This window comes from Archangium lansingense, assembly GCF_026626635.1.
In the GTDB taxonomy this organism is placed as follows: domain Bacteria; phylum Myxococcota; class Myxococcia; order Myxococcales; family Myxococcaceae; genus Archangium; species Archangium lansingense.
Genome location: NZ_JAPNKA010000001.1, coordinates 3798300 through 3811762, shown reverse-complemented (window position 1 = coordinate 3811762; position 13463 = coordinate 3798300). Strand labels below are relative to the sequence as shown.

The following is a 13463-nucleotide window of genomic DNA, read 5'->3' as shown; positions in this document are numbered from 1 at the left end:
CTAAAGAGCGTGGCTTCATGAAGCCCTTCTCCGAGATGGCCTCCGCGCTGGAGAGCAACCGGGAGCAGACCCAGACTTCTTGAATCTCGTTCGCCGATCGGTGGTGCCGACTGGCGTGTCTGCTCGCGGGCCCGCTCCCCGAGCAAGGGCGCGCCAGGGCTCGGGGTTGATCCGGTTCCAAGCGGTTCGTACGATCTCCTGGCGTCGTGGTGTTGCCGGCTCGCGCGCTCCGCGTTGAGATATGGCCTGGGCGTCGGCCATTCCATGGCCGATGGGGGCTGCAATGGTCATGACGACGAACACCGCCTCTGCCTACACCGTTGTCAAGACCCTCCAGGAAGGCAACGGAACACGCCTGCTGCGTGCGATCCGAAATACCGATCACCACCCAGTCGTCCTCAAGGTCATCGACTCGAAGCGCAGCCGCCCCCAGGACCTCGAGCGCTTGAAGCACGAGCTCGAGATTGGCAGGGCGCTGAACATTCCGAGTGTCATCAGTCCGCTCGCCATCGAGACCTACGAGGGCCTGCCAGTCCTCATCCTGGAGGATTTCGGCGGCGAATCGCTCGATCACCTCCTTGGCTCACCGATGGATACCGGGCGCTTCCTCCTCCTCGCTCTGCGCATCGCGGAAGCGGTCGCGGAGGTCCATCGGCGGAATGTCGTCCACAAGGATCTCAAGCCCCAGAACATCTTCGTCAGGGCCACCACGGACGAGGTGAAGCTGGCGGATTTCGGTATTGCCTCTCGCCTCCCTCGTGAGCACACGTCCCCACGCAACCCGCGTCATATCGAGGGCTCCCTGCCCTACATGTCTCCCGAGCAGACCGGACGGACGAACCGAGCGATCGACAGCCGTTCCGACCTCTACTCGCTCGGCGTCACGTACTACCAGATGCTCACGGGCAGGCTTCCGTTCGACGCGCGAGATCCCCTGGAATGGGTCCATTCCCATATCGCCCGCCAGCCTCCGGCCCCTTCCGAGGTCGTCCCCAAGATTCCCGAGGCACTCTCGCGCATCGTGATGAGGCTTCTGGCCAAGACAGCGGACGAGCGCTACCAGAGCGCACGGGGTCTCGCCCACGATCTGCAAAGGTGCCTGGAGCAATGGCGCGAGCACGGCACGCTCGAGCCATTCCCCTTGGGAGAGCGGGACATCGCCGGCCTCCTCCGGATTCCCCAGAGACTCTACGGACGTGAGGCCGAACTCGCCTACCTGCGCGACGCCTTCGACCGGATGGTGACCCAGGGAATGCCAGAGCTCGTGCTCGTGGGCGGGAACTCGGGAGTCGGCAAGTCCGCGCTCGTGCGAGAGCTCCACGAGACCGTCGTTCGGGCAGGGGGATACTTCCTGTCGGGCAAGTTCGAGCAGTACGCGAGCAACGTCCCGTATGCCACCATGGCCCAGGCTTTCAAGGCGCTCGTGCTCGACCTGCTGGCCCAGGACGAGGAGCGACTGCGCGCCACGAAACAGGCGCTCTGGGAAGCACTCGGCCCGAACAGCAAGCTCATCCTCGACGTGCTCCCACCGCTCGAGCACCTCCTCGGAAAGTTGTCGCCCGTTCCCGAATTACCGCCCGCCGAGGCGGAAAGACGCTTCCGCGGTGCCTTCCGGAAGTTCCTGGGAGTGTTCGCGACACGGGAGCATCCCCTCGTCCTCTTCCTCGATGATCTTCAATGGGCTGACTCGAGCAGCCTGGGCCTCATCGAGAACCTCCTCGTCGAGCCCGGGACGCATCACCTCCTCCTCCTCGGAACCTGGCGGGACAACGAGGTCTCCTCCTCTCACCCGCTCACGATGGCCCTCGAGCGAATACGGAAGGCCTCCGCACCGGTGAATGGAATGGTCCTCGAACCACTCCGGCTGGAGCACGTGGCCCGGCTCGTGGCGGACACGGTGCATGCGGTGGACCCGGAGCACGCCCGTCCTCTCGCCACCCTCGTCTACGAGAAGACAGGGGGCACCCCCTTCTTCATCCTTCAATTCCTGACAACCCTCTACGCGGAGCGGCTGCTCGAATTCGACGAGGCCTCCGGGACCTGGCGGTGGGACATCGAGCAGATCCGCCAAAAGGGTTACACGGACAACGTCGTCGACTTCCTGCTCGGGAAGCTCTCCGCGCTTCCCCCTCCCGTACGAGACGTTCTCGAAACCGCGGCCTGCATCGGTAGCAAGGGAAGGATCTCCCTCCTCGCGCTGGTGAGCGGGAAGTCCGAGGAGGAGACCCGCCAGGACCTGTTTGACGCGGTCCGAGAGGGGCTCGTCCTCTCCTCCCGAGACACCTACGCCTTTGCGCATGACCGCGTGCAACAGGCCGCCTACTCCCTCCTCTCCGAAGGGCACCGGCGCGAGCTGCATCTGCGGATCGGCCGTCTGCTCTTGGCGCACACCTCGCTGGAGGAGCTCGAGGAGCGGCTCTTCGACGTCGTGACCCAGCTCGACCTGGGTGCGGCCATGGTCACGGAGCCGCAGGAACGAATCCGCATCGCGGAACTGAACCTGCGAGCCGCCCGCAAGGCCAAGGCCTCCGCGGCCTACCGGATCGCCGCCAGCTACCTCGCCAGGGGAATGGAGATGCTCGACAGTGACGCCTGGGAGCACCAGTACACGCTCGCCTATGCGCTGTTCCTGGAGCGGGCGCTGTGCGAGCTCCTGAGCGGAAGCTTCGACGAGGCCAAGCGTCTCTTCCCTGTGCTCCTGACGCACGCCCGGACACGCGCCGACAAGGCCGCTGTCTGCTGTATCCAGATCCAGACCCATCTCACCCGGGGCGCGCTCGGCGAAAGCATCGAGACCGCGCTCGAGGGGCTTCGGATGTTCGGAATCGAGATGGTTCCGCATCCGACCGCGGGCGAAGTGGAGCAGGTCTATCGCTCGGTCTGGAGCCATCTCGGCAACCGGCCCATCGAGGCGATCCTCACGCAGCCTCCCATGACGGACCCCGACGTCCGGGCCGCCATGAATCTCCTGACCAGCCTGCGCCTCCCCGCCTTCACGTCAGACCTCCACCTCCTCAGCCTGACCATCTGCCACGCGATGCTCCTCAGCCTTCGCTACGGCAACGCCCCCGCCTCACCTCCCAACTACGCCTGGTTTGGCATGATCCTGTGCCACGCGTATCACCGATATGAGGAAGGGTACCGGTTCGCCAGGGTCGCCCTCGACCTGGCGGTGAGGCCCGAGTTCGCCGCCCACAAGGCGAAGATGTACTCGTGCCTGGGGGTGGTCTCGTTCTGGAGCCGTCCCATCGACACGAGCGTGGAGCACATGCGCACCTCCATCAGGATCGGCACGGAGGACGGAGACGTCGTGGTGAGCTGTTACGCCTGGCATCACATCGTCAGCCAGATGTTCGTGCGGGGCGAGCTCCTGGCCGATGTCCATCGCGAAGCCGAGCGGGGCCTCGACTTCATCCATCGGGCTCGATTCCAGGATGCCCACGATATCCTTCTCGTCGTGGATCGCTTCGTCCAGGCCTTGCGTGGTGAGACCCAGGACCTCTCGAGTTTCGACGACGCGAACTTCCGCGAGGCGGAGTTCGAGTCCCGGTTGCTCGGGGGTCAGAACAAGACGCTGATCTGCCTGTACCACCTGATGCGGCTGGCGACGCGATTCATGGCGGGTGACTACGCGGAGGCCCTCGCCGCGGGCAGGCGGGGGAAGGAGTTGCTGGGAGCTTGCCTCGCCCTGGTCCACGTCTATCTCTTCCATTTCTATGACGCCCTGGCGCTGGCAGCGGTCTACTCCGAGCTCTCGTCCGAACAGCAGCGAGAAGCCCTGGACAACCTCTCCGCGCATCGCGAGCAACTCCGGGAGTGGGCGCAGAACTACCCGCCGAGCTTCCAGAGCGCCCATGTCCTCGTCTCCGCGGAGCTCGCCCGCCTGTCGGGGCAGGGCGAGGAGGCCATGGGGCTCTACGAGGAGGCCATCCGGTCGGCCCGGACGAATGGCCTCGTGCAGCACGAGGGGCTCGCCTACGAGTATGCGGCGCGCTTCTACCGGGCACGCGGGCTCGAGCTCATCGCCGATACGTACCTGCGCGAGGCCCGTGCCTGCTATGTGCGCTGGGGGGCCGAAGGCAAGGTGAAGTGGCTCGACCAGCGTCATCCCCACCTCGTGGAGCGACAGCCCCTCGAGCCCATGATCTCCATCTCCGCCCGGACCGAGCAGCTCGATCTGCTCTCGGTGTTCAAGGCGTCGCAGATCATCTCGGGTGAGATCATCCTCGACAAGCTCCTGCGCACGCTGCTCGAGGTCGTGCTCGAACAGGGTGGAGCCCAGAAGGGCTGTCTGCTCCTCTCCAGAGGCGGTGCCCTCTCGATCGAAGCCGAAGCGACACTCATCGAGGGAAAAGGGGTGGTGACACAGGTCCTGCAGTCCCAGCCCCTCTCTTCATCAACGCTCGTCCCCTCCTCCATCGTTCATTACGTGGTGCGGACGAAGGAACGGGTGATCCTCGGCGACGCCGCCGCGGCCATGAAATATGCCTCGGACGCGTACATGGCCCACACCCGACCCAGGTCGATCCTGTGCCTGCCCATCCTCCGGCAGGCAGAGGTGGTGGGTCTGCTGTACCTGGAGAACAACCTCATCCCTGGCGCGTTCACGCCCGAACGGCTCGCCGCGCTCGAACTGCTCGCCTCCCAGGCCGCCATCTCCCTGGAGAATGCGCTGCTGCTCTCCAGGGAGCAGTCGGCTCGGGCGATGGCCGAGCTCGCGGAGCGCCGCTCGAGGTTCCTCGCCGAGGCAGGAGAGCTCCTCTCGGAGTCACTCCGGTATGAAGAGACACTCACGCGGCTCAGCCAACTGTGTGTCCGCACCATGGCCGACTGGTGTGTGATCGACCTCGTGGAGGACGGGGTCCTCCGCCGTCTGGCCGGTGCTCACGCCGATCCCTCGAAGGAGTCCCTGCTCCAGGAGCTCCAGCTGCATCATCCACCTCACCAGGGTTCGGCTCACGGCGCGACCCGGGTGCAGCTCAGCCAACAGCCGATCGTCCTGCCAGATCTGTCCGACGAGGTCCTCCAGCGGATGACCGACAATGAAGCGCATCGGCGACTCATCCGCGCACTGGGGAGCCGCACCGCGCTGGTCGTCCCCATCATGATACGTGGACAGATGCTTGGGGCGATCAGCCTCGTTTCGGGGCAGCCGGGGTTCCGCTACGGAAGCGCCGAGCTCGAGCTTGCGCAGGAGGTCGCTCGCCGCGCCGCGACCGCCATCGACAATGCGCGGCTCTATGGGAAGACCCAGGAGGCCATCCGTGTGCGGGACGAATTTCTGTCCGTGGCCTCGCATGAGCTCAATACGCCGCTGACCTCCCTCTCGCTCTCGCTTCAATCCCTGCTCAGATCCCTCCAGGCGGGACGGCTCGTCGAACCCCAGGAGCTGAAGCGGCTGCTCGAGCGCGCGCTGCAGCAGGGCACTCGCCTCGGCAGGCTGAACCGGGCCCTCCTCGACGTCTCACTGCTCCATTCGGGACGCCTTCCCCTGGAGCTCATGGACGTCGAGCTCGGAGCCATCGTCCGTGAGACGGTCGACCACTTCGCACCGGAGCTGGCGCGAGCCCGGTGTCCCATTTCGCTCCAGGAGGACGCCCGGATCGTAGGCATATGGGATCGCACCCGTCTCGGGCAGGTCGTCGCCAACCTCCTGTCCAATGCCATCAAGTTCGGGGCGGGTCGGTCCATCGAGCTCCACATCGGGATGCAAGACGGAAAAGCACGCTTGAGTGTCACGGACCATGGAATCGGTATCGAGCCGAGCCAGCGTGCCCGGATCTTCGGCCGTTTCGAGCGCGCCGTCTCGGAGAGACACTACGGCGGGTTGGGCCTCGGTCTGTACATCAGCCGAGGGATCGCCGAGGCGCATGGGGGGACGATCCAGGTCGAGAGCCAGCCGGGAGAAGGAGCGACCTTCACGGTCGAGCTTCCATGTGCCGGCCCGCGCTGAAGGGCCGTGACGCTCTCCAAGGGCACGCACGCGAGCTCCTGAACTGAAGACATGGCACCACTCCGTCTCCAGCCCTCACCACCTCGCACGTAGCTCAAGGATGCGCTCGAGTAGCGCCGACGCCGCCGCGGGCACCGGCGCGCCGAATGAAGTCGCGGAAGGCGATCATCGCTGGGTCGGCGTCAGTGCGCTCGTGCCACCACAGGTTGATGGTGATGGTGAGCGGCGGCACCGGGCTCTGAACGGTGCGCAGGCCGAAGCGTGGGCCGAGGCGGGCGACCAGCGAGGCGGGAAGAGTGGCGACCAGGTCGGTGTCGGCGACCACCGCGGCGGCGGCACTGAAGTTCGGCACGATCAGCGCGACGTCGCGGGTGATTCCGAGGCGGGCATAGGCGCCGGGCAGCTCGCGGTAGCCCTTGCCAGGCGCCACCTGTACTTCGACGTGGCGCAGGCCAGCCAGCACGCTCTTGGAGACGCGGTCGCCGACCTGGGGATGATCCCGGCGCGCCACCAGCACGGTGCGCTCGCGGTACAGCGGCTCGAGGTGCATGCCGGGGGCCTTCTCGCCAACCCCGACTGCGACGTCGACCTCGGTGCTGGCCAGACCGCCGCCGGTGAGCAGGGTGTCGATACCGACCACTCGCAAGCTGGCGCGCGGCATCTCGGCCGCCATCAGCGCGGCGAGGCGAGGCAGCCGAACCACCTGGCCGGCGTCGGCGATGGCGAGCGAGAACTGACGGGTGGTGGTGGCGGGCTCGAAGGCGGCACCGTGCACGGCGTGGTCGAGGTCGCGCAGGGCCCGGGCCAGTGCTGGCGCCAGCTCGGCGGCACGAGGCGTGGGCACGATGCCGCGGCCGCTGCGGGTAATCAACGGGTCGCCGAGCGCAGCGCGCAGGCGGGCCAGCGAGTTGCTGATCGCCGAGGGCGTGACGTGGAGGCGGCGGGCGGCGCGCACCACGCTGCGTTCGGCGAGCACGGTGTCGAGCACCAAGAGCAGGTTGAGGTCGAGGGCGGCAAGGCTCACGGTTGGTGAGGATATACGTCACGAATCATCACTGGCCGAAAATGATGAACAACCCCATCGTTCGGTCATGAGCAAGCTGCGGCTGTTCCCCCTGCTCCTCCCGGTCGCTCTCGCGGCCTGTCTGCGTGCGACGACCTCGCCCGCGCCCCACCCTCCAGAGACCTCCATGCGTGACGTCAATGTCCTCGATTCCCACATGGCCTACCGCGAAGCCGGCCACGGCCCCACTGTGGTCCTGCTCCACGGCAACCCGACCTCGTCCTACGTCTGGCGCAACGTCATCCCCCACCTCGCCGGCCACCACCGCGTGTTGGCTCCGGACCTGATTGGCATGGGGGACTCGGGTAAGCCCGACATCGCCTATCGCTTCGCCGACCACGCGCGCTACCTCGACGCCTGGTTCGACACTCTCGAGCTGCACGACGTCGTGCTGGTCGGCTACGACTGGGGCGGCGCGCTGGCCATGGACTGGGCCACCCGCCACCCCGAGCGGGTGCGTGGCCTTGTCGTGTTCGAGACCTTCTTCCGCTCGCTCAAGTGGAGCGACTACCCGCCGCAGGGGGCCGAGCTGTTCAAGAACCTGCGCACTCCCGGCGTGGGAGAGACTCTGGTACTGGAGCAGAACCAATTCCTGCCCCGCTCGCTAGGCGCCGGCGTCAAGCGTGGCCTCACCGAGTCCGAGGCCGCCGTGTACTACACGCCCTATCCCGACCCGGCGTCGCGGCGCCCGCTGCTGGCGTGGCCGCGCGAGCTTCCCATCGAGAACCAGCCGGCTGAGGTGATGGCGGTGCTGGACCGCTACGTCGACTGGATGGCGGCATCGCCGTCGGTGCCCAAACTGCTGCTCACCTTCGACAGCCCGACGCCGCTCGGATCCCCCGCCACCGTCGAGTGGGCGCGCAACACGTTCGCCGCACTCGAGGTGGTGGCGCTCGGCCAGGCCGGCCACCACGCCAGCGAGGATCTGCCCGACGATATCGGCCAGACCATCGCCCGCTGGCTCAACCGCCATCCCGGCCACCCATGATTCGTGCTGCACCGGAATCCACGGTGCCCCCTACCCTACCCACCGGTTCTGAGCGCTCTCATTGCATCGCGCTTGGGCGGAGTCCCGAACATGCGCGAGTATTCCCGGCTGAATTGCGATGCGCTTTCATAGCCGACCTGAAGAGCAGCCTCCATCACGTTCGAGCCATCCGCCACCATCAGACGGCGCGCCTCCAGCAGCCGCAACTGCTTTTGATATTGAAGCGGAGTCATGGACATCAGCCCCCTGAAGTGTTGATGAAAGGAGGACTCACTCATCCGCGCGGCAGCGGCCAGCTCCTTGATGCGAATGGGACGCGAAAAGTTCTTCCGCAGGATGTAGATCGCGTCGGCAATACGCTGCATATGACCATTCGGAAGCGCGAGCTTTCGGAACTCGTCGCCATGGGGACCCGTCAGCAACCAGAAACAGATTTCTCGCATGACGGAAGGATGGAGAACAGGGATCGCCTTGGGCGTTGCGAGCATGCGCACCAGCCGCGAGAGGCAATCCACGAGGGGGGCGGTGAGCTCTTCCACGAAAACCGCGGAACCTGAATCACCCTTCGACAGGGAGGGAGCCTCGAGCTGCTCCATGACCTCCCGCATGACACCGACATCGAATTCAACGGTCATGCCCAGATAGGGCTCGGTGGCACTCGCCCGAGTCACCCTTCCGAACGCCGGGAGCTCAACGCCGACAACAAGGGCCTGCATCTCGGTGTAGTCGAACACGCGACTGCCCATCGATACCTGTTTCGAGCCTTGCACTGCGATGCAAAGCGCCGGCTTGTAAATCAGATGGTGAGGCAAGACTTCTCTGTACGTCCTCATCAGGACGAGCCCCTCTATCGGCGTGGAGAATACGCCCTCACCACCGCCGCTCGCGTCAATGTACTGCTCCACGGCGGTCTTCAAGGCTGACGACATCCAGGGGCTCCTCGCACGGCCAGTCGGCTCCCGATCCTTCTTCTCAAGAACTATACCGTGGACCCCAGGCCCCCCCCACCTCATCTGGAGGATCAGGCAAGAAATTCAAGGGTTCGGGCATGCGGACCCGAGCGGCCTCGGGCAGGGTTGTGCTCCCGAGACGTTCTTGGGAGCGACCCCTGCCAAAGGAAATGCAAGTGAACCCAATGCAAGTGAACCCCATAGGAAAGGTGGCGATCGTCACCGGTGCCAGCCGCGGTCTTGGACGCAACACGGCCATCAGCCTGGCTGAGCGGGGCACCGATGTGATTGCGACCTATCACTCGAATCGCGCCGAAGCCGATAGCCTCGTCGCGGCCATTGAAGCGCTCGGCCGAAAGGCCGTCGCACTGCGACTCGACGCTGGCGACATCGCCTCCTTCGAGAGCTTCTCCGGTCAGGTACAAGGGGCGCTACGGGACGTGTGGGGGAGAGACTGTTTCGACTACCTCGTCAACAACGCGGGGGCACACCACCCGGCCCCGTTCGGCCAGATCACCGAAGAGGACTTCGATCGGCTCTGCAACCTCCACTTCAAGGGCGTGCTCTTCCTGACGCAGAACCTTCTACCGCTGATCGCCGACGGTGGAAGGATTGTGAATCTCTCCACCGGCCTCACTCGCTTCGTCAGCCCGGGCAGCTCGGCCTATGGCTCAATGAAGGGGGCTGTCGAGGTTCTCACGCGCTACATGGCAAAGGAACTGGCTCCGCGCGGCATCACCGTCAACGTGGTCGCGCCCGGAGCCATCGAGACGGACTTCTTTGGCGGTGCGGTGCGCGACAATTCCGAGCTCAACCGGGCGGTGGCCGAAAACACCGCGCTCGGCCGGACCGGCATTCCCGATGACATCGGTCCCATGATCGCCTCGCTGCTTTCCGATGCGAACCGGTGGGTGACCGCTCAGCGCATCGAGGTCTCGGGAGGCATGTACCTCTAGGAAGTTCCGCCGTTCGGACCTACCCCCCGCGCCGCGAGCGCCTCCAGCACCTCCGCGGTGTCCACCACGTGGCCGAACTCGGTCGCCAGGGTGGCGAGGTGCACGCGGTGCATGGTGTCCGCGTCGAACAAGGTGCCATCGGGTGCCCGCTGCGCCCAGGTGTGGCAGGCATCACCGACCACGACCAGCTCGAAGCCGAGGTTGGCCGCCATGCGCGCGGTGGTGGAGACGCACATGTCCGTGGCGATGCCGAAGAGGACGACCTGCCGCACGCCTGCCACATGCAGGCGGGCCTCCAGGTCCGTGCCAATGAAAGCGCTGTTCACGCTCTTGGTGAGCAGCGGCTCGCCAGCAAGCGGCTCGAAGCCCGGCTTGAGCGCATTACCCGGCTGCCCCGGGCGCAGCAACGAGCCAGGGGAGCGGCTGTCATGGCGCACGATGACCAGCGGCCGCTCGGAGCGCCGCCAGGCCGCAAGCAACTGGAGCCCGTGAGCTTCCATGTGGGGGTTGTTGCGCGGGCCCCAGGATGGGTCATCGAAGCCCTGCTGCACGTCGATGGAGATGAGCACCGCGCGGTCGTGGAGTTGCATTTGCTTGCTCCCGTGAGTGGAGTAGCGGCACCTTAGGGAGGACGGCCGCCGGTCGACAGGTGGCAAAGTGCCGGTCCGCCGGCAGAGTGCCGGTGGGCACCGGGGGCGGGCGCACCAAGAGGAGGCGACGGGGATGGCGCTGGACGAGTTGGACGGGCGAATCCTGGCCCTGCTGGAGGCTAACGGGCGGGAGTCCGCCACCAAGCTGGCGGCGAAGGTGGGCCTCTCGCGCTCTGCGATCCAGGAGCGGGTGGCCAGGCTCGAGCGCGACGGCATCATCCAGGGCTACACCATCCGGCGGGGCCGCGGCGGGCCTCCGGCCGGCGTGGACGCCTATCTCTTCGTGCGGCTGGAGGGGCCGGCGTGCCCCCGCGTGGCGCCCCTGGTGCGCGAGCTGCCCGAGGTGCTCAGCATCGAGTCGCTCGCTGGCGAGCTCGACATGCTCATCCGCGTGCGTGTCCCCGACATGACGGCCCTGAACGCCCTGCGCGAGCGCGTGGCCCACCTCCCCGAGGTGCGCACCGTCACCACCACACCCGTGCTCGCAGTGCACCTGGACCGGCGCTGATGAACCCGCGCGCCCCCATGCTTCCCACGGAGTGACACGCATCAGGGGGAGTGCAGGCTTCTAGGCCCGCAGGACTGCCGAGCCTCTTCCCGCATGGCTCCGTGCGGAATTCCCGTGACCCACCTCGTGTCCAGAGGCGTCGAGCCCGACCTCGCCTGACACGCCTGGTCGGGACACAACCATGCCGGCATCCTCTCGCCCCCGTACTCCCCTGGCCCGCTCCACGCTCATCAAGATGGGCGTGCGCATCGCCATCGTCATCGCGCTGAGCACCTTCTTCAGCTACCTCCACATGCAGTACACCCTGCGCACCGAGGCCCTCGCGCGGTTGGAGCAGCATGTGGTGGAGCGCGGCCAGCGGGAGCAAGACATCTTCCTGCTGGCCGAGGACAACCATGCCGTCCTCAAGAAGGCCCTGGAGGAGAAGCTCCGCGCCTACCAGAACGAGGATGTGAGTGCCCGCTTCGACAGCCTGTTCGCACTGATGCCCGATGGCACGATCCGCAACCGTCCCGAGCACTTCGACGGAACGAGGATGCCCTGTGTCTACGTCCCCAGGGGCGTGCCCGTTGACATGGACATGCGCCGCCGGCTCCTGGCCGGGTACGAAGTGATCCTCCAGTACGGGCCCGCGTTTCATACGCGCTTCACGGACACCTTCATCACGCTGCCCGAGGACGCGCTGGTGATGTACTGGCCCGAGCGCTCCAACTGGATCTTCGAGAGCGACGCCACCACCTCGATCATCACCCAGGACTTCTTTCCCGGCAGCCTGCCCAAGAACAACCCGAAGCGGGAGACGACCTGGTCTCCCATCTACCGGGAGCCGGTCTCGCAGCAGCCGATGTCCACGGTCACCACTCCGCTGGACATGGATGGCCGCCACGTCGCGTCAATCAGCCATGATGTCCTGCTCGAGCAGTTGATGGCCCGCACCATCAACGACCACCTGCCGGACTCCTACAACATCATCTTCCGGGATGACGGCAAGCTCATCGTCCATCCCACCTTGAATGAGGAGAGCATCACCAGCCAGGCCACCGAGCAGCAGAAGGCCCACCTGCGAAGCATCATCGAACGGGTGAAGACGCGCCCACCTGACCAGGTGGTGCAGGAGCTCCCGGAGTACGGTGAGTACCTCGCCGTGGCACGCCTGATGGGCCCCGGTTGGCACTTCGTCACCCTCTTGCCCGAGAGCGCGGTGTCCCGTCCCGCCTTCCATGCGGCACGCATCGTCCTGCTGCTCGGCATGGTGTCGCTGTTCCTCGAGCTGGTCATCGTGTCCTGGGTGCTCAGGAAGCAGATCTCCCATCCGCTGGTCGCCTTCACCCAGGCCACCGATCGTGTGGCGTCCGGGGACTTCAAGGTCGAGCTGGACACCACACGCGAGGACGAGCTGGGACAACTGGCTCGCTCCTTCCGGCTCATGGCCGATCAGATCCAGCAGCGGGAAGAGGAACTGCGCCAGGCCAATGAGGGGCTGGAGCATCGCGTCGAGGAGCGCACCCGGGAGCTCAAAGAGGTCCACCATCAACTGGTGCAGACGGCCCGACGCGCCGGCATGGCGGAGATCGCCACCAATGTGTTGCACAACGTCGGCAACGTGTTGAACAGCGTCTACACCTCGACCCAGGTCGCCAGGGAGCGGATGACCGAAATGCGGCTCGAGCAGGTGGGCCGGGTCGCCAACATGCTCGAGGAGCGCCAGCCCGAGCTCGCGACCTTCCTCTCCCAGGACGAGCGTGGGCGTCACCTCACGCCCTTCCTGGGCAAGCTGGGACAGAGCCTGCTGAACGACCGCCAGGAGATCGTCACCCTGCTGGAGGATGTGGGCCGGTACACCGAGCACATCGGTGACATCGTCAAGGTGCAGCAGAACTACGCCCGGACTCCACGCGTGCATGAGCCGGTCCTGCTGTCGGGGCTGGTGGAGGACGCCCTGCGCATCAACTCGGCCGGACTCATCCGCCACCAGGTGAAGGTGGAGCGACACCTGGCCGACCTTCCACCGCTGCTCACCGACAAACACAAGGTCCTGATGATCCTGGTCAACCTGGTCAGCAATGCCAAATACGCCATGGACTGCATGCCCGTGAGCGAGCGGCGCCTCCTCGTCAGAGTGGAGCACACCACCGACAACCTCGTGCGGATCGCGATTCACGACAACGGCATGGGCATCGCGCCGGAGCTGCGCACGCGCATCTTCCAGTATGGCTTCACCACCCGTGAGGAAGGACACGGGTTCGGACTGCACTCCAGTGCCCTGGCGGCCCAGGAGCTGGGGGGCTCACTCACCGTCCACAGCGATGGGCCGGGTCTCGGGTCTACCTTCACGCTAGAGATACCCTATGACGCTGCCTAGCGCGGAGAGCCGCCTCGACCCGACGGCGGCCCA

8 protein-coding genes are annotated in these 13463 nt (G+C 66.0%); 5 read left to right on the top strand and 3 right to left on the bottom strand.

Features of this window, described 5'->3' with window-relative positions; all coding sequences use genetic code 11:
• Positions 1-289: 289 nt before the first annotated feature.
• Positions 290-5953 (top strand): sensor histidine kinase, encoded by a 5664-nt coding sequence (locus tag OV287_RS15525; protein ID WP_267534796.1) that lies wholly within the window; start codon positions 290-292, stop codon positions 5951-5953.
• Between the two features lie 94 nt (positions 5954-6047).
• On the opposite strand, the gene OV287_RS15520 is transcribed toward OV287_RS15525, so the two are convergent.
• The gene (locus tag OV287_RS15520) at positions 6048-6977 is read right to left on the bottom strand and encodes a LysR family transcriptional regulator (protein WP_267534795.1); all 930 of its coding nucleotides are present in this window, start codon (positions 6975-6977) and stop codon (positions 6048-6050) included.
• A 67-nt stretch (positions 6978-7044) separates the two neighbouring features.
• Between OV287_RS15520 and OV287_RS15515 the strand changes: the two genes are divergently transcribed.
• The gene (locus OV287_RS15515; protein WP_267534794.1) at positions 7045-8004 is read left to right on the top strand and encodes a haloalkane dehalogenase; all 960 of its coding nucleotides are present in this window, start codon (positions 7045-7047) and stop codon (positions 8002-8004) included.
• Positions 8005-8039: 35 nt separating this feature from the next.
• On the opposite strand, the gene OV287_RS15510 is transcribed toward OV287_RS15515, so the two are convergent.
• On the bottom strand, positions 8040-8921 hold the full coding sequence (locus OV287_RS15510) for an AraC family transcriptional regulator (protein ID WP_267534793.1): 882 nt from the start codon (positions 8919-8921) through the stop codon (positions 8040-8042).
• A gap of 242 nt (positions 8922-9163) precedes the next feature.
• On the opposite strand from OV287_RS15510, the gene OV287_RS15505 reads away from it, so the two are divergent.
• Entirely contained in the window at positions 9164-9910 is a 747-nt protein-coding gene (locus OV287_RS15505) for an SDR family NAD(P)-dependent oxidoreductase (RefSeq protein ID WP_308809579.1), read from the top strand.
• Here OV287_RS15505 and OV287_RS15500 read toward each other — a convergent pair.
• The gene (locus tag OV287_RS15500) at positions 9907-10500 is read right to left on the bottom strand and encodes a cysteine hydrolase family protein (protein ID WP_267534791.1); all 594 of its coding nucleotides are present in this window, start codon (positions 10498-10500) and stop codon (positions 9907-9909) included. The genes OV287_RS15505 and OV287_RS15500 overlap by 4 nt on opposite strands.
• 133 nt (positions 10501-10633) lie before the next feature.
• On the opposite strand from OV287_RS15500, the gene OV287_RS15495 reads away from it, so the two are divergent.
• Positions 10634-11068: an Lrp/AsnC family transcriptional regulator gene (locus tag OV287_RS15495; RefSeq protein WP_267534790.1), complete on the top strand. Its 435-nt coding sequence runs from the start codon at positions 10634-10636 to the stop codon at positions 11066-11068.
• A gap of 181 nt (positions 11069-11249) precedes the next feature.
• Positions 11250-13430, top strand: coding sequence for an ATP-binding protein (locus tag OV287_RS15490; protein WP_267534789.1), 2181 nt, complete (start codon positions 11250-11252; stop codon positions 13428-13430).
• The last annotated feature ends 33 nt before the right edge of the window (positions 13431-13463 follow it).